Raw genomic sequence first — 20,289 nt, 5'->3', positions numbered from 1 at the left:
TCAAATCGGGAATTGATAGGACACACAACCTATGAGCCTTGAAAATACTGGCTTCTTAAGATGTGTGTCCCATTAAATATTACCTGCTTTTTCAGAAGCAAAAATACAAATTAACGCACCGGCACCCAATGCAGATATGACAATGGCCAGTGAAGTCACGCTTTTATCTGACAGCATAGCAAAACCAACAGAGACGATACTGACAAGAAGCATCTGAAAGCTACTAAAGAATGCACTTATTCGACCCGCCGACCTTGCTGGGAACAATTGTAGAGCCATCGCGATGGTGTTACTAAAGATTAAAGCTTGACCAAACGTTGCCACCATAAAGCTAATGATTAAAACATAAATATTGGGTGTATAAACCGTCGTTAAGACGAACATTAAAAAACCAGATAAGGTAATCATCCCGCCACCAATTAAGCAGGAAAAATAGACACTCGTTTTCATGACCAGTGTTTTATTGATGGATGCAGCTATAAAATAAGGAACACCTATTAATACAGCAAGATAACCATACTGGCTGGATGAAAAACCAAAGTCACCTTGAATAAGAAAGGGGGTCACTATATTATATAAAACTATAATACAATAGGCACAAAAACCACCCAATACATTCAACATAAAAAAATGATTAAATAATGCAGATCGATAGTCATGCAATATATTTATCATTCGACCACTTTTATTAGACTCTTCCCGACTTTTGGTTTCAGGAAGATAAAAGGTACACACTAATATCAACATAAGATCAAAAGCAGCTAACACATAAAAAATAACTTTCCAATCCAAATGATGGACTAACACACCGCCAATAACAGGGCTCAAACCAAAGCCTAAAGCAAACCCCATGGACAAATAGGATGATGCACTTGCTAGTTCTTTTCCAGAGAAAACATCTCTAGCAATAGAACGCCCACTCGTTAATAGTCCACCGCATCCTAAGCCTTCCAGAACACGACATAAGATAAACACGTCTATGGTTTTACTTATGCTATTACCTAAAAAACCGATTAATGCTAAAGTCAACGATGCTAATAAAATGGGTTTTCTGCCAATATAATCGGAGATAGGGCCGAAAAACATAGGAGACACACCAAAGCCAAGCAGAAAGCTCGTCACAGTAAGTTTTGACTGAAAAGCATCAATAGCTAAATTTTGACTGATGACGGGCAGGGCAGGTAGATACAAGGCAATCGATGCTTGCCCTAGAATAGTAATCAGCATAATAAGTCTTTTTATACGTTGATTTGGTGAGTATCTATCATTCATTTATTAAAACCTTTAGCATATTTACTATATTTCTTCAGTTTAATTTTACTTTAAAGTGAAGTAATCATTGTATGAAGTACTCTTTATTTTTCCAGCTAAATTATTGCAAAGAAACTTTGCATAGGATGCAAAATGGATTATCCAATCAGTTCCGACCAGATTTTTTTATTCAAAACCATCGTTGAGAAGGGGAGTTTCTCGAAAGCGGCACAACAACTTGGCGTCCATGTATCGACAGTCACAAGACAGATCGATCGCTTAGAAGAGTCGATTGGTGCGAAGTTATTCATTCGATCCAGTCATTTTATTGGCTTAACCGAATCAGGGGATCATTTATATCGAGAGTCAAAAGAGATATTAAAACATCTTTCTAGTGTTATTGAAGATATCCGACAGATAGAAAATGCAGAATCTGGTGAGATCAAGATCAGTTGTTTACCAACATTTTGTAAAACCGTTATTATCCCCATATTAAAAAAAGTGAAACAAAATAATCAAGATATTCAGCTTAGTTTTGATCTAACAGAACGGTTAGTTGATCCTATTGTTGAGCGCCTTGATTTAGCCATAAGAATTGGAGATCAACCAAATAGTACGTTATATTCCAAAAAACTAGGGGAGCAAACTTGGCATATATGCGCTAGTCCGGATCTTGCCTCTAAACATCGGCTCACTCATATCGACGAGCTAGAAAATATGCCGTTAATCAAAAAATACTCGAAGAACAGTACCGTTTGCTGGAATAAGCTCGAAGAAAGAAACCACATTGCCGCAAAGTGTGACGATTTCCATGGTCAACTCATGCTAGCAATCGAAGGAATTGGTTTTTGCTGCCTACCAAACTGGGTAGTACATGGGTCAATCCAGAACGGCAGTTTAGTACATGTCTTACATGACCCCTTTCAACGACGGGACACTATCTATGCATTAAGACCGTTTAAACATCCCAACGCAAAAAGCGCGCTAATCATGGATGAAATAGAACGCTCTTTGGATAAAGTTTCCACTGGCCTTCTATAAATATATTAGGCCTATCATTGATAGCACTGAATATACTGACATTCTATATAGATATTTGAAAATCAGTGAGTCCACTAGAGTGTTAATTGGCTCTTAGGAGAAACAACAATGACTCTATCAATTATTTAAAAATAAAAATACCGATCAATTTTTTCCAACATCAGTGTCCGGCATGTCTCTTCGTCGACATGGATAATAGTGTCATAAAGACGGCGCGCATGGCATTCAAATAAAACCACTAACTCTGGGTCAAAATGCGAACCACTGCCTTCTTTGATGATAGACAGGGCTTTGTCATAACTGAACGGCTCTTTGTAAGGTCGCTTAGAACATAGAGCATCAAACACATCAACAATCGAAAATATACGGGCGCTAATGGGAATATTCTGTCCCGAAAGCTTATGTGGATAACCATTACCATCCCATTTTTCATGGTGTGCTTCGATAACGGTTTTCGCATTACTCAGCCACGCTATGCCATCCACCATTTTCACGCCTTCTAGCACATGCGTTTTCATGACTTCCATTTCTTCAGGAGTCAGTTTACCTGGTTTCAGCAAAATACCGTCCGAAATGGCAATTTTCCCCACGTCATGTAAATAACTGCCTAGAATCAGAGATTTGAACGATTCCGCCTCCATGCCATAGGCTTCCGCAAGCTCCGTTGCAAGCCACGCCACACGGTAATTATGAGCCCCTGTATCCGAATCCCGCAGCGCAATGGCTTTGCCCATGGTAAACATCATGTCGATGTTAGCGTCTTTGATTCGACCGATATAACGCTGGTTTTCACGATTCAAAAACAAAATCAGCGGATAGATGATCAAAGCACACAACCAAGCGGCACCAGCTGCCATTAACGCAATCAAAAGAGCAAAGTTACGGATATCAGCTCGCTGCCAATCTGGCACAACGCGAACACCTTCCAAATACCCCCAAATGACACCCTGTTCTTTTAAGGGAATAAAGGTGCTTAACACCCAAATGTCATAATCTATATGATTACTTTTGTAAAAAGGCTCTTGGTAATTGGGGATTTCGTGCGGTGGCAAAACCTTTTCAATTTTATCGCCAGAAGGTGTTCTAGACTCTGCAATCCGATTACCATTTTTATCGTAAAGTTCAGCGATATCAAACCAATCAATCAACAAGCGATCCGTTACTTGTTTTGCAAGAACTAAGAGTTGTTCAGGCGATGCCTCTTTAAGATTAAAATGCGATATGGTTCCTTGAGATACTTCTAAGGCAAGGTTTACTGTCTCTTTCTCAAGAGACTCATTAGTCAGTCTCCAACCAATAAAGCCTGCGGCAATACTAATCACTAAACTAGAAACAACAATCCGCTTCAATGCTTTTTTGGCAAAGTTCACACGGTTCTCCTCACAGCTTGATGACTAAAAAGGCCCTGTTAAACAATCCACGTCATGTGTCAATATAGTGTAAACAAACCGTGCTTTTTTTCATCTTTTTTTCTATGTCATCTTCATGATGGCCTCGACACAATTCCTTTGATTAACCCTAAGAACAAATCGTCACTATCTATCACCTTGTTGAACTAAAATAAGACCTACAACCCAGACGAAGCCTCAGACACTTGATCAACGAGATAGACGATGGATTGATACTCAATGCCACTGTGTTCGCTTAAGCCAATCTCACAGGTGCGGCTGTTTGAATAGCCCACTTCGCAGCCTTCTACCGCTTTCGCTAAGGTCTTCAGGGCACTGGCGTTCAGTTCCGGATGGGAAAATCCTTTATCACCCGCAAAGCCGCAACAGGTTACCTCGGGAGGAATCACTACCTCATCGGCCAATTGATGGGCCAGTTGTACAAAGCTATCCGCCAATCCCATGCGCGTTGTGCTGCATGTCACATGTAAGGCAATACGAGGGGCTTTCTGAGTAATGGTTAAATTTGGTACAACAAATTCTTTGAGAAACCCTACTTGCTCATACAATTCCAATACGGGATCCAAGGTTTGTGTCATACGCAATAGGCAAGGACTGGTATCACAGACAATCGGATAACGCCCATTCTCACTAATACTCAGTAGCATTGCATTCAAATCTTTAGCTTTTTTATCCGCGACGGCAAACTGCCCCTTGCTTTGAAAGGCTAACCCACAACAGCTGCTTTCAACCTCGTCAGGTACAATAACCTGATAGCCAGATTTTCTAAGTACAGACAACATAACGTCCATAACAGAGCGCTGGTCTTGCCCGGTAGGATCCGCCCCCATCATTCTTGTCGCACAGCTGGGCAAATACACCACCGTCGGTTTCACCAACTCTTTATCAGGGCCATTGCCATCTTGGATCATTTTTTCTGAAAACAATGAACGAATGGAATCCGCTCCTTTTGGCATGGTGCTTCGCCAATGGGGCACCACGCCACCTGTCACTTTATTCGCCATATTTGTTAAGGATGCCATGCCCTGATTACCAATGATTTTTCGGGTCACATTGGCCGTTGATAATCCCAACCGTACGGTTTGAGTCACCCCTTCAAAATGCTCGCCCAACCAATAACCCACTTTACTATCTGGGTGACGATCGTGGCGCAGCTCACGGGTCAGATCCCCAGTATTAATGCCAACAGGGCATTGCATCGAACATAGTCCACAAGCGGCACAAGTATCGACACCTTGATAGTCGTACTCTTTTTTCAGGGCGTCTAAACGCTCAGGATCGGTTCCTGATGTGGTTAAGCGTTGGATTTCCCGCCAAATCACAATACGCTGACGAGGCGTTAGCGTTAGCGCTTTCGACGGACAAACCGATTCACAGAAACCACATTCGATACAGGTATCAACCAGATCATTGGCCTTAGGCAGCGGCTTCAGGTTTTCCACATGCAAATTGGCATTGTGGGAGAGAATGACATCCGGATTCAGCAAACCTTGTGGGTCAAAGGCATTTTTAATTTGCCACATGATATCGTAGGCTTCTTGGCCCCATTCCAGTGCCACGTAAGGCGCCATGTTTCGCCCTGTACCGTGTTCTGCTTTTAAAGATCCTTTGTATTTACCTGCCACTAAATGGGCAACTTCATCCATCAAGGCGGCATAGCGACTCACTTCATTCGGGTCATCGAACCCTTGGGTAAAGACAAAATGCAAATTGCCTTCTAACGCATGACCAAACAAAATTGCTTCACTGTAACCGTGCTTTTGAAACACGCCTTGCAGTTCTAAAACGCCTTCGGCGAGTTTTTCGACCGGAAAAGCCACGTCTTCAATAATCACGGTTGTCCCAACAGGACGTACCGCACCGACGGCAGGAAACAAGCCTTTGCGGATCTTCCAATAAGAATCGTAAATGACTTTGTCTTGGGTAAACTCAATGTCGTTTAGAGTTGCCTGTCCATTTAGCGCCTGCTTTACCAGAGCCAAATTATCGTCTAACTCTTCTTCTGTAGCGGCTCGAACATCCACCAACAAGCCCGCTGCTTGCGCTTCCAGAGAAGATAGACTCTCCGGCATACCAGGTTTGCCTTCGACTGCCCGAAGCCCTGCTCGGTCGATCAACTCAACGGCGGACACAGGGGCACTTTTTAAGGACGTGACCGCTCGACAAGTCGCCTCCATATCGGCAAAAAAGATCATGGCTGCCGCTTTGATTGGGTGATCCACTACCGTTTGGTAAGTGACTTCGCTGATAAACCCTAACGTTCCCTCGGAACCAATCATCAGATGCAACAAAATATCAAACGGGTCTTGGTAATCCACCAAGCTGTTTAAACTGTATCCTGTTGTATTCTTTAGACGATATTTGTGTCTTATTTTGTTTGCCAAGTCATCATTAGCACGTACTTGCTTTGACAGTTGAGTCAAGGTATCTAATAAATCGGCATGGTGATTGCCAAAGGCTAAGCGGCTACTTTCATCGGCGGTATCCAGTAAGGTGCCATCCGCAAAAATCAGCCTAGCACTTTCAATCGTCTGGTAGCTGTTTTGTGCCGTACCACAGCACATACCACTGGCGTTATTCGCAGCAATACCACCAATCATGCAGGCATTGATAGACGCGGGATCGGGGCCAATTTTACGTTGAAACGGTGCCAGTAGTTGATTGGCGCGTGCGCCGATAATACCGGGTTGCAGTGAAATGCGCTGACCCTGATCGAGGATGCGATGACCTTTCCACTGGTCGGACAACTGGAGCAATACGGAGTCGGTTACCGCCTGTCCAGACAAACTCGTGCCCGCCGCTCGAAACGTTACCGGCAAATTCCGCGCTTTCGCCTCTTTGAGCACCAAACGAACTTCGTCTTCGTTGTTCACTCGGACCACTAACTGAGGAAGCAAACGATAGAAGCTCGCATCTGTACCGTAGGCAAGGGTACGCAGCGGATCTCGAATCAATCGAGACTCGTCTATCGTATTTTTCAGTGATTGATGGATCGCATCGTATTGGGCTTTTTTATCCGTCATTGCAGGTGAAGAAGTCATATAACGTCCCATTGTGAATGGTCTTGCTAAGCCGTTTTCCTTGAAAACCAAGCAAACAACTCAAAGCATTTTATTATTTTAAAAGAGTACGACTGGACAAATACATCGACAACCCTTTTAATTGGTCATACCAATTTACCGTGAATATAGAGCAACAATAGAAATCAAGACTGCTTTTGTCAAGTGGTTAAATTGGCGATATTTAATGAATTTTAGCGACATTTTTGATTGGTTTTACCACTTTTTCACTTATGCACAGAAAATAACATCGCCATATCGAATGAGACCTTTGCACTATGTCACGAGCGACACCAAGGCACGGCAAAAAAGAAGAGAAAGCGGAGTTTATCCCTATAAATGAGCATTTTAAGTCTGTTTTTAACAAAGTATTGGCAAGCGCAGTAGTCGTGTAAAAGTCTCAAAATGTATAAAAGACAAATAGGTCAGACCACTATAAAAAGTTAAATAGAAACAATGTGTTCCATACCATCCTTGAGCTAAAAAGGAATAACAAGATGACGTCCGACTCATTCAGCCGTGTAAAACCACCAAAAATCTCCGATATCATTATGCAGCAATTGGAAAGCATGATCCTTGAAGGCAGCTTTACGCCAGGGCAAAAATTACCACCAGAACGGGAGTTGGCCGCCCGCTTTGAGGTATCTCGCCCATCACTCAGAGAAGCCATTCAAAAGCTAATCGCACGGGGAATTTTATTCAGCCGACATGGTGGCGGTACTTACGTAGCAGACAACATTGGCAGCTCATTTGCGGATCCATTACAAGACCTGCTGTGTGCCCATGACGAGTTTTTATACGATCAATTGGAGTTTCGCGATGCCTTGGAAGGTCTATCATCTTATTATGCCGCCACGCGAAGTACCGAGGCCGATAGAGCCAAATTGACTCGATGCTTCCATGCCTTAGCCGAAGCGAACCAAGCACAAGACTTTGCCCTTGAAGCAAAGCTTGATGCCGACTTTCATATGATCATTGCAGAAGCCGCCCACAATATTGTTTTGCTGCATACATTACGCAGTCTATACGCCGTGCTTGCTAGAAGTGTCTCGGCGAACTTGCAGAACCTGTTCAAACAACCTCAAGCAAGACAAGTGGTAATGGCACAACACAAAACCCTTTATGAGGCCATCATGGCGGGGGATGGCAATGCCGCCCGAGCGGCCGCACACGATCATTTGGTCTTTGTGGAAGATCATCTATTAAACAGGCAAAAAGAAGAAACGCGCATTCAGCGCTCATTACGTCGAAATGAACACCAGCCGCCCCATTAATTATCTTGCAGCAAACCAAACATTGTTTTTTATATTTTGTCGATAACACCAATACAAAGTGATGGCGCGAGCAACAAACAAAGCGGCTTGGCTTAACCATAAACCATGGTTCCCGAGCCCTTGAGACAGATACCAAACCGGAAAAAAGACGCCTAATACGCAGAGAATCATGGTGTTTTGCATCTGTTTCACGCTGGTTGTACCAATAAATACACCGTCTAACATAAACGACCAAATACCCAACAGAGGATAGCTAATCAGCCAGGGTAGGTACAGATCCGCATCGTTCCGAACACTTTGAACACTTGTTAATAAAGCAATGATTTGATTGCCAAAAATCCAAAAAATAGCGACTAATATCAACGCCGCAAGTAGGGCCCAATAGGTAGAAAGACGCATAACTTTTTGGAAATTGGCTTTATCTTTACGACCATAGGACTCACCACATAATGCTTCAACAGAAAAGGCAAAACCATCTAACGCATTCGATATGATCATTAAAAACGTCATTAACACCGCATTCGCCGCCAAGATATCATCTCCCTGACGCGCCCCTTGTGCGGTGAAAAAGAGCATCACTAACAAAAGTAAAATCGTCCGTACAAATAGGTATCGGTTTACTTGAATCAAGGCAATATACGCCCGCCATTTAGCAAGCGCCTTCAGCGGTACTTGACCAGAAAAGCCTTTTAAGCGGAAAAATGCCAGACCAATAGCAATGGTCACGCCAAGATATTGAGCCAGTAAAGTGCCCCAAGCGACCCCATCACTGGCCATGCCCATATGATAGACCGCGATGTAATCGAATATCATGTTCGCAAGGTTAATCGCTAATAACATCCAAAGTGGGCCTTTGGAATATTGCACACCGAAAAACCAGCCAATTAAGGCATAGCCCGCTAATACCGCAGGCGCACTGAAAATTCGTATCTCACAATACAATCGAGCCCATGGTGCGACATCAGCACTGGGCGACATTAGATCGATCGCCAGATCAATAATCGGCCCGCGAAATAGAATCAGCATTAAGCCAATAAACACTCCCATCAACACCGATTGCAATAATAGCTCTCGAACGCGCCGATCATCTTCTTGGCCCATGGCTTGCGCTGTTAATCCAGTGGATCCCATGCGCAAAAAGCCAAACGCCCAAAACAGGAAGCTAAAGATACTACCGCCAATCGCCACGGCACCAAGAGGCGTTGCGCTCCCTAGATGACCCACCACCGCGGTATCCACCAAACCGAGAAGTGGCGTAGTGATATTCGACACCATGGGCGGCCAAGCCATTCGCCAGATTTTTTTATGAAGAAGCGCATCAACTTGATAGGAATAACGCAGCTTTTGAAAAGATTTTTTGAGCACTGGGAACGGATCCTTGTGGATAATCGCTATATTGTGGATAACGGCAATACTATACACATCGCTCTTTTTCAATCGCCAATGTGGAAAATAGTCCTAGTTATACATAATTAACGCACTTTTTTGCAGTAAAAAGCGCAATTTGGCGTGAAACACACCATGAAATGTTTATTTTATGAACTGACACTGTGTTTATCCACAGTATTGAGAAGAAATATCGATCAGACCAAGTTTAACATAGAGGGATAACCGATTCTTTTTTCCACAATTATCTCTCAAATCAATGGAAAATTTGCTAAAATCACTGCTCATTTTTATACACAGTGAGACCTTTGCACGATGTCACGAGCGACGCTAAGACGCGGCAAAAACAGACGAGAAAGCGGAGTTTATAGCGATAAATGAGCATTTTGAGTCTGTTTTTAACAAAGTATTGGCAAGCGCAGTAGTCGAGCAAAAGTCTCATAGTGATTTCATGGAAAAGATACCGATGACAACGACTAATATACCCGTTTATGGCGAAGGCGATGGAACCTTACAAGCGGTTGGTGGTTTAACTGGGCTACAAACCCTAGTCGAAACCTTCTACCGCATCATGGGAAACACCCCTGAATTTCGCCCCTTGTTTGATATGCACCCTAGCAATCTTGAGCTAACCATCGACAAATTGGTGTCTTTTTTATCTGGCTGGATGGGCGGCGAAAAGCTATTTTCGAAAAAATATGGGCCAATCAGTTTACCCCAAGTCCATGCACATTTAATCGTCACGGATAAAGAAAAAGCCATGTGGCTCAATTGTATGGCAGCCGCATTAGACGAACTCGGCTACCCAGATGACTTAAAAGCTTACTTGCTCCCCAAACTCGAATTTCCAGCAGAACGCATTCGACAAGTAAGCGCGGCGAGACATAATTAACAACCCCTCTCTAACCCTCCCCTTGAAAGACAAAAGGGGAGGGAACAAACAGCCTAAGCTTCCCTCTGTTAAAGGGGAGACTGGGAGAAGGTTTCAGGCCTTCACTTCCTTACTGACAGATACGTCCAAACGCTTCGCTAAACGAACCAAATTGGCTCTGTCCATCGATAAAAATCGTGCCGCTTGCGCCCAATTACCATCAGCATCCAGCAAAGCACGATGTATTAAATCTCGCTGATAAGCATCTGTTTTTTCACGTAAATTTATGGGCTCTTCAAATGCGTTTGAAACGCTTTCAACTGTATCAGAAATAGCCTGTTGCTGTTTTTTAAAAGTGTTATCTATCTGTAACCCTGTTAGGTGTGCGGGTGTAATGGTGGTAATCCCTGTTGGCACCGCCGCTTTAGCATAGAGCGCGGCTCGCGAGATCACATGCTCAAGTTCACGCACATTACCAGGCCAATGATAACTCTCCAGCAATCTCATGGCTGATGCCGATAAGGTAAGCTGCTGCAAGCCCAGCTTGCGACGAAAGCGCTCAGTAAAAAAGCCCGCTAATAAAGGCACATCGCCTTGCCGTTCTCTTAAGGGCGGCACTTGAATTGGAAAAACACTTAGGCGATGGAAAAGATCGGCACGAAAACGATGCTCCGCGACTTCCGTTTCTAAATGACGATTGGTCGCCGCAATGACACGCACATCGATTTTGCGAGTTTGATCTTTACCCACGGCTTGAATTTCTTGGTTTTGAATCGCTCGAAGTAGGGTTCCTTGCACCTCCAAAGGCAGCTCGCCAATTTCATCCAGAAACAAGGTGCCGCCATCAGCCAAAAGAAATTTGCCTTCACGATCTCGATCCGCCCCCGTAAATGCCCCTTTCACATGACCGAATAATTCGCTTTCGATCAGGTGTTGCGGAATCGCCGCACAATTCACATACACCATGGGGGCCGATGCACGACTTGAGGCTTGATGAAGAGTCCGTGCCACCAGCTCTTTGCCCACCCCCGTTTCACCTTCAATTAAGATAGCGAAGTCGGAAGGGGCAACCAGTTTGATTGCTTGGATCAAGGCTTTCATACCATCGCTTTGCCCAATCATTTCCATGTGACCATCTTTTTCATTAACCTGCTTGTTCATGGCTTGTAATACATGTTCAGCACGTTGGGATTTGTTCTCTAACTGCTCCATCAGTATTGCCGTATTAAGCGTCATCGACGCCATGCTGCCGATGATTTCTAAGGCACGAGAGTCGATGGAATCAAACACATAGGGCTCGATACTGTCTAACGTCACAACCCCGATCAGTTTGCCTTCCACATACAAAGGCACACCCATGCAGGAATGCACAGGAAGGTTTTCATCATGGCCAAGTACCATGCCATCGTAAGGATCAGGAAGGGCAGAGTCTGCGGGAAAGCGTACCGGATAATGCCCAGCACAGATTTCATTAAGTCGCGGGTGCTCTGCAATAATAAAGCGCCGACCCATTAAATCATCCGACAAGCCCCGCTGGGCAATCGGGGTTAACACTCCGTGTTGATGAACCAAGAGCACCACCGCATCGCAATTGATGGTGGCTTTTACCGCGTACACTAATTGCTCAAATCGATTGGCTTGGGTCACCGCACTGGCTAAATCCAGCGCAAAACTCAATAGGGCATTATTCGACACTTGCTTCATAGCGTTCTCATTTTCTGGTCAAATCTAGGTGAATTTCAATATAGGTCATAATGACATATTTGAAGTGTTATGACTTGATATAGATCAGGTCATTATGACCCTTTTAAAAAACTAAAATCCAGTAATAATTTGAAAAATAAGGAATTAATTTATTGGCACAGCTTTCGCTATAACAAGAGTAAATCAAACCGTAACTGTCCAATAACGAGGGCTATCTGATGTTATCTCAACAGCACATCGACACAGTAAAAGCGACCATTCCACTTCTTGCGTCTGCGGGTACTGCCATCACAGAGCATTTTTATAACCGTATGTTTACCCACAACCCTGAGCTAAAAAACGTCTTCAATATGACCCATCAGAAGACTGGCCGTCAGCCTGCGGCCTTATTCAATGCGATTGCTGCTTATGCCACTTACATCGACAATTTAGAAGCATTAACCAGCGCGGTAATGCGCATTGCCCACAAACACACCAGCTTCAATATTCAACCTGGACAGTACGATATTGTCGGTCATCATTTGATTGAAACTCTGCGTGAACTGGCACCCGATGCCTTCACCAAAGAGGTCGAAGAAGCATGGACTGCTGCTTACGTTCAGCTTGCGGAAATTTTTATCAAGGTGGAAGGGGATTTATACAAAGAACACGCAGCACAAACGGGTGGCTGGGAAGGCTTCCGTCGTTTCCGTGTGGCATCCAAAACACCAGAATCTGAATTGGTCACCAGTTTTGTCTTAGAGCCAGTAGATGGCCAAGCGGTGATCGACTTTCAGCCAGGCCAATACTTGGGCGTGAAGCTACATCCTAAGGGCGCAGAATTTGATGAAATTCGCCAATACTCTTTATCGACAATGGCCAACGGCAAAAGCTACCGCATCAGTGTCAAACGTGAAGGTACAGGCGATACAGCGGGCATCATGTCCAACTACTTACACAACCATATTGAAGTGGGCGATGAAATCGACGTCATGCCACCAGCAGGGGACTTCTACTTCCAAGACAAAGGCACACCTGTGGTCTTGATCTCAGGCGGCGTGGGCTTAACACCAATGCAAGCAATGCTAGACACTCTTGCCAAACAGAACTATGGCCAGCCTGTGAGTTACTTGCACGCCTGTGCCCATGAAGGACTACATTCTTTCAAAGACCATGTTAACGGCTTAAAAGGTGCTCTAGATTTGTCTGTATATACTTGGTACGAACGTGCCCATGAGTTGGCTGACAGTGAGTTTGAAGGCTATGTGCAGTTAGACGATATCAAAGCGAACTTGCCTCTGAGTAATGGCGAATTCTACTTGTGTGGTCCAGTTGGTTTTATGATGTTTGTGAAGCAGCAATTGCTGACATTAGGCGTGGAAGCAGATCGTATTCATTACGAACTATTTGGCCCACATCAAGAGGTTTGATAACCCCTCCCTAACCCTCCCCTTAAATAAGGGGAGGGAACAGAAAGCCTATACACCTACCCCTAGTAAGAGAGAGGTGTATATGGTTTACAACTCACCGCTTACCCGCCAACGACTCTTGGCCGAGTTTCAGTGCTTGATCTTGTTGTTCAACGCTAATGAAGGCTGGACGTGAGGTGATGCGTTCAATATAAGCGTCAACGACAGGGTTCGTCGTAATCAATCCAAACATACGACACCATTTCAAGCTGATACCCCAAAGGATATCAACAGCGTAAAGCTGTTCTCCCAGTAAATAAGGGCCTTTAGCTATTTGATCGAACACAGTTTTTAGCATTTTGCCAAAACTACCGTAGGACGAGTGGAGAGCATCAACGGGAGAACGATTAAAAGCTTGATCGACCATGGCGGGTTCAAAACTGCTGCCTTGATAAGCCATCCAGCGTAAATAGGCACCGCGTTTAGGATCACTGAAGCCAGGTGCCAACCCTTTTTCAGGAAACAGGTCAGCCAAGTATAGGTAACAAGCCACTTGTTCGGTCACAACGGTCCCCTTATGGACAAGCGTAGGGAATTTACCCAAGGGGTTTATAGCCAAAAATTCCGGTTGCTGATTTTCTCCTGCTGTAAAATTCAGAACTTCCATCTCATAGGGTATGCCTAATTCTTCCAGCAGAACCCAAACGCCAGTGCCTCGGGTTTGTGGGGCGTGGTATAGAGTAATAGTGTCGTTGTTGCGAAGAATGTTGCTCATGTCAGTTGCCTCAAAATTTGTTGTAAGTAATGGTGACTACATGAGCTATGTTAGAGACTAAAGCTGCCATCTTATGTCAGGTATTTCCTTTATACTGGCAAAATAAAATTCGCTTGGCACTATAAAGGAGAATCTCATGCGAGCCAGCCGAATACTAAAACTTCTGATGATGTTACAGTCCCATGAAAAGGTTACCGCTCGTGCCTTAGCTGACGCCTGTGAAACGTCGATCCGTACTGTGTATCGGGATATCGAAGCACTTAGCGCAATTGGGGTCCCAGTTTACAGTGAACAAGGAGTACAAGGTGGCTATCGGCTGTTACACGGTTACCGTACTCGTTTAAACGGGCTTTCTGCCAATGAAGCAGAAATATTGTTTCTGGCAGGTTTATCTGGCCCAGCTCAAAAGATGGGGCTAGACACGACGCTTGCCGATGCGCAATTAAAACTAAAAGCCGCGCTGCCGGAAGACTTAAGACACGAGGCGGATCGCTTACAAAGCCGATTTTTATTGGATGCTCCGAACTGGTTTTCTGACGATGAAAAGGTTGCCTACTTGCCAAAGTTGATGACAGCCGTGTTGGAGCAACGGCTTATTGCCATGCAATATCAGAGTTGGAAAGGAGAAATAAAGCGTCAGCTCCAACCTCTGGGCATCGTTTTAAAGGGCGGACAGTGGTATTTGATCGCGAAAGTAGACAGTGATATTCGGACATATCGCGTATCCCGTATTGAATTGCTGACGTTACTAGATGAAAACTTTGAACGCCCCAAAGACTTCAACTTAGTCGCGTTTTGGCAAGATAGTTTACGTCGTATGGAAACACTCCAATTTCCGATTATCGCCGAGGTGCGCTTAACGGTGTTGGGTGTGAAGATCATGCAACACGTGTGCTCTTCTTATGCTATGAATCAGGCAACGATTGAACCTGTGGATGATTCGGGGTGGCATCGTGCTAGGTTTCCAGTGGGAGACACACCATATGGTTGTACTGAGCTGTTGCGTTTTGGGGCGGAACTAGAAGTCCTTGGCCCACCAGAACTGCGCTTGGCGATGGAGGAATTGGTATCGTCTTTGGCTACGCTTTATCGCTGACATGCATCTCTAGGCTAAGCAATGCACCGATAGACTAATTCCTGAATCATTAAGAACAATCAACCCTCTCGCTTAAACGGCAGCATTTCATGGGTATCTTGATGATATTCCCGCACGGCTTGGGCTTCTTCTTCGCAGAAGTTGCCAATGGCTTCGCGGAAGCCTTCGTGGGCGATGTAGTGGACGCTATAGCTGAATACTGGCTCGAAACCACGGGCAATTTTGTGTTCCCCTTGAGTGCCTGGATCAAAATGCTGTAACCCTTTTTCCAAGCAAAACTCGATGCCTTGGTAGTAGCACGCCTCAAAATGCAGGCAATCCACCTCTTCCACACAGCCCCAATAGCGGCCATATAAAGAATGATCATCGAAGAAACACCAAGAAGCGGCGATTGGCTCGTCGTTCTTATAGGCTTGCACTAAGAGAATCTGCTCGCCCATGGTTTCAGCTAATAGCCCGAAAAATTCGCGAGTCAAATAACCTTGCTGTCCACGTTTGGCATAGGTGGATTGATAACACAGGTAGAAAAAGTCGATTTCCGCTGGCGTTAGTTCACTGCCCAAGGTCCGCGTCAGTGTGACCCCTTGTTTAGCCACTTTATCACGCTCTTTACGAGCCGCTTTACGCTTGCGACTGGCAAAGTGCGAAAAGTAATCTTCCATGTCTTGATAGCCCCGATTATACCAATGGAACTGGCAAGAGATACGCTGCAGCAAGTCTTCATTATGACGAAATAAATCCGCATGTTCTGGCTTGGTAAACAACAGGTGCCAGCTGGAAAAGCCGCGTTCTTGGTTCGCTTGGGTCATAACATCCGCAAGAGCAGGGTACAGATGGGCAAACTCAGCATCATCCCCCTTTGGGTCCATATGGGAGAATAATCGAACGCCCGTCACTGGCGAAAACGGCACCGCCCAAATACGTTTCGGAAAGTAGTGCATACCATAGCGTTGGTAGGCATCCGCCCACGACCAATCAAAGACAAATTCTCCTTGGGAGTGCGTTTTTAAATAGGTCGGGGCAATGGCAAGAGGCGAGTCATCCTCGTTCATCACCAGAAGATATTCAGGATACCACCCCGTACCGTCGCCAATGCTGTGACTTTGCTCCAAGGCTTTATGAAAAGCAAACTGCGCAAAAGGATAACGGGTCTCACCAATGGCCGCTTGCCATCTTGCTTCACCTATTTGATCGACCGAATTAAACCATTGCGCTTTCATACCGCTTTCCTTTTTACTCATGTCGCTGAATCACTTCACAGATTAACCAACTTATGTCACCGATTAGTCAGCGGCTTTCATTTGCTGACGCATTTCGTCCACCAAGCTGGCGGTTTCTGGACGTACCTGACGCCACAGGTAGAAAGACTCAGCGGCTTGTCCGACTAACATGCCAAGGCCATCGGCTCCCGTCGCGCCGCGCTCATAAGCCCATTGCAAAAAGATGGTTCTCTCTTTGCCGTACATCATGTCGTAACACCAAGTCTGCTGGCCAATCAGCTCGTCTTTTAGTGGCGGTAAGTGACCCGATAGACTCGCCGATGTGCCGTTGATGATGACATCAAAGTCGCCTTGAAGCGCCTCAAAAGACGATGCCAAGCAATCGAAATGTTCCGCTAAAGCCTGGGCTTTTTCTACGGTACGATTGGCGATGGTGACAGATTCTGGCTGCTCGTTTAGCAAGGGTTCTAAAACGCCACGTACCGCGCCACCCGCACCAATCAGCAAGATGCGTTTGTCTTTTAACGATTGGCCGTGGTTTTGGGTAATGTCTCGCACCATGCCCACACCATCAGTATTATCGCCAAACAAATCGCCATTTTTGCCCATTAATAACGTGTTCACTGCACCAGCTTGCTTTGCGCGTTTGCTAAGAATATCGCACATGGCAAAAGCACGTTCTTTAAAGGGAACCGTGACATTAAGACCTTTTCCCCCTTTGGAAAAAAAGTCACGTACCTGCGCTTCAAAATCAACCTCGTCACCAAGTAACGTCGAATAGACCATTTGTTGGCCTGTCTGCTGAGCAAAATGCCCATGAATACTGGGTGATTTGCTGTGAGCAATGGGATTCCCGACAACGGCGTATTGATCCAAAATAAGTTTACTCCTTTTCACAAGATGATTCGGATTGCGTCAGCCAATCCCTTGAAGTGAGGTAATAATCCGTTAACTTCGCTTCTTCGCTATTCGGCTCTACCTCATAACAGTAAGTCCAACGCACTTCGGGTGGTAGTGACATCAAGATGGATTCAGTTCGCCCCACACCGCTTTGCAAACCAAAATGTGTACCACGGTCAAATACCAAGTTGAATTCCACATAACGACCACGACGGTGCAGCTGGAAATCGCGCTGTTGCTCGTTGAAATCGTGGTCCTTGCGGCGTTTTAAGATCGGCATATAAGCCTGTGAATAAGCATCACCCACCGCACGCATCATGCCAAAACAATGCTCAAAGCTACCTTCATTGAAATCATCGTAGAAAAGACCACCGATACCGCGCGGTTCTTGGCGGTGTTTCAGATAAAAATACTCATCACACCACTTTTTGAGTCGTGGATATAAATCATCACCGAAGGGCGCTAACGCATCATGAGCGGTTTGATGCCAATGGATACAGTCTTCGTCAAACCCATAATAAGGAGTCAGATCAAATCCGCCGCCAAACCACCAAACGGGAGCCATGCCTTCTTTTTTCACCACAAACAAACGCACATTGGCGTGGGAGGTGGGGGCAAAAGGATTATTAGGATGGATGACCAACGAGACACCCATGGCTTCAAAACTGCCACCAGCGAGTTCCGGACGACCTGCTGTGGCGGATGGCGGCAGGTTTTCTCCCATCACGTGAGAGAAGTTCACTCCGCCTTTTTCGATCACAGTGCCACCGGCAATCGCACGGGAACGTCCACCACCCCCTTTGGGGCGATCCCAAGTGTCTTCACGAAAACGCGCCTCGGGCTCAAACGCTTCTAACTCCTCACAAATACGATCTTGAAGGGCTAATAGATACGCTTTTACCGCAGTGATGTCATCATGACTGATTGGGGGGTGTGACGCGTCTGACATTGAGAGCTCCATATACAACTAATACCTACTAAGCCAATTATCTGGCAGGCGCACAATCGACTGCCGAGTAAATAAGCTTAAACTTGTGAACGGAGTTTACCATTGAAAGAAGAGGAAAAAAGAGTGAAGGAGGAGAAGAGTGTGAAAAGAAACACATAGAGACCTTTACTCGACATTACGAGCAAAGGTCTCACACTGATTAATACAGCTTAGACCCATCCGGACGACTGCGAAGCAGGTTCAAAATCCACATATATTGTTCGGGGTGTTCGGCGATCAAGGTTTCCATGGCTTGGTTCATAGCGATAGCATCTTGCTCTTCATTCCCCGTGGGAAAGTTTTCCAACGCAGGCAGTATGAACAACTCATACTGACCATTTTCTGAGTTATAGGTTGGTAACATAGGAACCACCACCGCTTTTGTTAATTTGGCAAACTTGCCAAGCCCTTTCATGGTGGCTTTTTGAGCACCGAAAAAAGGCACAAATACAGAATGCTGGGGGCCTAAATCTTCATCTGGTAAGTAATAGCCCAAATACCCTTCCTTCACCGATTTCAAAAACGGCTTAATGCCCACTTCACGAGGGTAAATTTTACCGCCATATTGCATACGCTGTTTATGGATCAGCCAATCGAGAATCTTTTGTTTCTGCGGCTTCATCATGGTCGAAACTTGATAGCCTTTCGCCGCAATCATCACCGCAGCATAGTCAATGGCCCAGCAGTGCGGTACCAACGCGATGATTTTTTCCCCACGATCTAACAAGGGTAGCAAATGCTCCGCCCCAATCATCGATCCTTTAGACTGATTATGGCGCTTACTCCGTACTAATAAGCCAGCGTAGCTAAGGTAAAATTGCAGCGCCGTCTCACAGCAACGATTAAGAATATCCTCCCGTTCTGCAAGGGATTTTTCGGGAAAGCATTGCTCTAAATTGATTCTAGCCCGCTTGATGGTCGAACCGCCTTTACGCGTGACAAGAAGGCGTGCCATTTTGGATGCCAGCTTATCCCGTATACGAAACGGCACAAACGCCAAGGAAACGGCGAACAGCAAGCCAATCCATGTCGGCCAATATTGCGGAAGCAGAAAACGCCACTCAAAGGTGGGATTGTGAACATACTTATCTTGAATACTCATATATAACCGAAGTAATTGTCTTCAAATAGTCGGCCATATTACCCTAATTCAACTGGCCCTCAAAACACTAACAGAGCAAACCAATTTTTTCGTGTAATACCGTGTAATACCCACAAGGCTCCAACTATTGTAACGTTTGGCGAATCTAGACCATTCGGACAAGCATTATGTCTATCTTCCACGAACATCAAGCACCAAGCCCACAAGAGCTGGACATTATGGTGTTTATTAATATTAAAAAGACCCTCAAAAATAACTCGCTACAAGGCTCCGCTTTTATGATGGATAACAATCCAAATAGCGAAGGAGAGGGTTCTATTGCTTTATGCTCATTTGCAACCTTAGGACAAACCATTAATTGGTCGATTCATCCCCTTACTATGAGTGGCTCGGACCAGGCCTGGTATCAAAATGGAGACTGTTCAGTATCCATTCACCGCATCCTCTTTGAAGATGCTCAAATCGTGAATTTAGACGAATACGACTCAGGCCGTGATCAGCAGATTAAGGCAACTCAACCTATCTCTCACTTATCCGGAAACATCTCCAATAAAAAACAGTTAGTAGGCAAATATCGGTATCGCCTACAGTTAAAAATACAATCGAAGAGCAAACGATTTGCTCCTAAATATTTTGTGCTCACCTCTGCAACGTTAGCCATTGCCGAACAAAAACAACAGGCTGCCTAGGGAAAGTGCAGCCAACTATCCGACAACTCCATTCCTGTTTCTACTTTCGTGTAATACCGTGTAATACCATTTTTGACAATCACGACTAGCCTTTATTAGGTGATGTTCAACATCACATATTCACTCTCAACCATCA

General features: G+C 45.0%; 16 protein-coding genes. 6 read left to right on the top strand and 10 right to left on the bottom strand.

Annotation, left to right across the window (positions count from 1 at the left end; translation table 11 throughout):
• Nucleotides 1-72: 72 nt before the first annotated feature.
• Nucleotides 73-1,272 (bottom strand): MFS transporter, encoded by a 1,200-nt coding sequence (locus AC0VYG_RS00425; protein ID WP_475430394.1) that lies wholly within the window; start codon nucleotides 1,270-1,272, stop codon nucleotides 73-75.
• Nucleotides 1,273-1,404: 132 nt separating this feature from the next.
• On the opposite strand from AC0VYG_RS00425, the gene AC0VYG_RS00420 reads away from it, so the two are divergent.
• Nucleotides 1,405-2,292: a LysR family transcriptional regulator gene (locus AC0VYG_RS00420; protein ID WP_475430393.1), complete on the top strand. Its 888-nt coding sequence runs from the start codon at nucleotides 1,405-1,407 to the stop codon at nucleotides 2,290-2,292.
• Nucleotides 2,293-2,417: 125 nt separating this feature from the next.
• On the opposite strand, the gene AC0VYG_RS00415 is transcribed toward AC0VYG_RS00420, so the two are convergent.
• Nucleotides 2,418-3,662, bottom strand: coding sequence for an HD-GYP domain-containing protein (locus AC0VYG_RS00415; protein ID WP_475430392.1), 1,245 nt, complete (start codon nucleotides 3,660-3,662; stop codon nucleotides 2,418-2,420).
• A gap of 197 nt (nucleotides 3,663-3,859) precedes the next feature.
• Entirely contained in the window at nucleotides 3,860-6,742 is a 2,883-nt protein-coding gene (locus AC0VYG_RS00410) for an FAD-binding and (Fe-S)-binding domain-containing protein (protein WP_475430391.1), read from the bottom strand.
• 515 nt (nucleotides 6,743-7,257) lie between these two features.
• Between AC0VYG_RS00410 and AC0VYG_RS00405 the strand changes: the two genes are divergently transcribed.
• Complete coding sequence (locus tag AC0VYG_RS00405; RefSeq protein ID WP_475430390.1) at nucleotides 7,258-8,034, top strand: FCD domain-containing protein; 777 nt, start codon at nucleotides 7,258-7,260, stop codon at nucleotides 8,032-8,034.
• Here AC0VYG_RS00405 and AC0VYG_RS00400 read toward each other — a convergent pair whose 3' ends face one another.
• Nucleotides 8,035-9,324 carry an MATE family efflux transporter gene (locus AC0VYG_RS00400; protein ID WP_475432565.1) on the bottom strand — a complete coding sequence of 430 codons (1,290 nt, stop codon included), beginning with the start codon at nucleotides 9,322-9,324 and terminating at the stop codon, nucleotides 8,035-8,037.
• Nucleotides 9,325-9,886: 562 nt separating this feature from the next.
• Here AC0VYG_RS00400 and AC0VYG_RS00395 point away from each other — a divergent pair.
• Nucleotides 9,887-10,312 (top strand): group II truncated hemoglobin, encoded by a 426-nt coding sequence (locus AC0VYG_RS00395; RefSeq protein ID WP_475430389.1) that lies wholly within the window; start codon nucleotides 9,887-9,889, stop codon nucleotides 10,310-10,312.
• 93 nt (nucleotides 10,313-10,405) lie between these two features.
• Here the strand turns inward: AC0VYG_RS00395 and norR are convergent, their stop codons facing one another.
• Complete coding sequence (gene norR / locus AC0VYG_RS00390; protein ID WP_475430388.1) at nucleotides 10,406-11,995, bottom strand: nitric oxide reductase transcriptional regulator NorR; 1,590 nt, start codon at nucleotides 11,993-11,995, stop codon at nucleotides 10,406-10,408.
• Nucleotides 11,996-12,213: 218 nt separating this feature from the next.
• Between norR and hmpA the strand changes: the two genes are divergently transcribed.
• Nucleotides 12,214-13,404: an NO-inducible flavohemoprotein gene (gene hmpA / locus AC0VYG_RS00385; protein ID WP_475430387.1), complete on the top strand. Its 1,191-nt coding sequence runs from the start codon at nucleotides 12,214-12,216 to the stop codon at nucleotides 13,402-13,404.
• A gap of 94 nt (nucleotides 13,405-13,498) precedes the next feature.
• Here hmpA and AC0VYG_RS00380 read toward each other — a convergent pair whose 3' ends face one another.
• Nucleotides 13,499-14,158: a glutathione S-transferase family protein gene (locus AC0VYG_RS00380; protein ID WP_475430386.1), complete on the bottom strand. Its 660-nt coding sequence runs from the start codon at nucleotides 14,156-14,158 to the stop codon at nucleotides 13,499-13,501.
• 136 nt (nucleotides 14,159-14,294) lie between these two features.
• Here AC0VYG_RS00380 and AC0VYG_RS00375 point away from each other — a divergent pair, with 136 nt between their 5' ends.
• Nucleotides 14,295-15,254 (top strand): helix-turn-helix transcriptional regulator, encoded by a 960-nt coding sequence (locus AC0VYG_RS00375; RefSeq protein ID WP_475430385.1) that lies wholly within the window; start codon nucleotides 14,295-14,297, stop codon nucleotides 15,252-15,254.
• Nucleotides 15,255-15,313: 59 nt separating this feature from the next.
• On the opposite strand, the gene AC0VYG_RS00370 is transcribed toward AC0VYG_RS00375, so the two are convergent.
• The 4 genes from AC0VYG_RS00370 to lpxM form a co-directional block, all read right to left on the bottom strand.
• On the bottom strand, nucleotides 15,314-16,474 hold the full coding sequence (locus AC0VYG_RS00370; protein WP_475430384.1) for a GNAT family N-acetyltransferase: 1,161 nt from the start codon (nucleotides 16,472-16,474) through the stop codon (nucleotides 15,314-15,316).
• A 63-nt stretch (nucleotides 16,475-16,537) separates the two neighbouring features.
• The gene (gene aroE, locus AC0VYG_RS00365) at nucleotides 16,538-17,350 is read right to left on the bottom strand and encodes a shikimate dehydrogenase (RefSeq protein WP_475430383.1); all 813 of its coding nucleotides are present in this window, start codon (nucleotides 17,348-17,350) and stop codon (nucleotides 16,538-16,540) included.
• 7 nt (nucleotides 17,351-17,357) lie between these two features.
• The gene (gene hemF / locus AC0VYG_RS00360) at nucleotides 17,358-18,323 is read right to left on the bottom strand and encodes an oxygen-dependent coproporphyrinogen oxidase (protein ID WP_475430382.1); all 966 of its coding nucleotides are present in this window, start codon (nucleotides 18,321-18,323) and stop codon (nucleotides 17,358-17,360) included.
• A 199-nt stretch (nucleotides 18,324-18,522) separates the two neighbouring features.
• Entirely contained in the window at nucleotides 18,523-19,464 is a 942-nt protein-coding gene (gene lpxM, locus AC0VYG_RS00355; protein WP_475430381.1) for a lauroyl-Kdo(2)-lipid IV(A) myristoyltransferase, read from the bottom strand.
• A gap of 167 nt (nucleotides 19,465-19,631) precedes the next feature.
• Between lpxM and AC0VYG_RS00350 the strand changes: the two genes are divergently transcribed.
• Nucleotides 19,632-20,153 carry a hypothetical protein gene (locus AC0VYG_RS00350; protein ID WP_475430379.1) on the top strand — a complete coding sequence of 174 codons (522 nt, stop codon included), beginning with the start codon at nucleotides 19,632-19,634 and terminating at the stop codon, nucleotides 20,151-20,153.
• Nucleotides 20,154-20,289 lie beyond the last annotated feature (136 nt).

It is taken from the genome of Marinomonas sp. 63XJN7_7_ISO-PGPR-S23-202, assembly GCF_056173505.1.
Note: the sequence above shows the minus strand (reverse complement) of the source record. Positions and strands in the feature narration are given on the sequence as shown.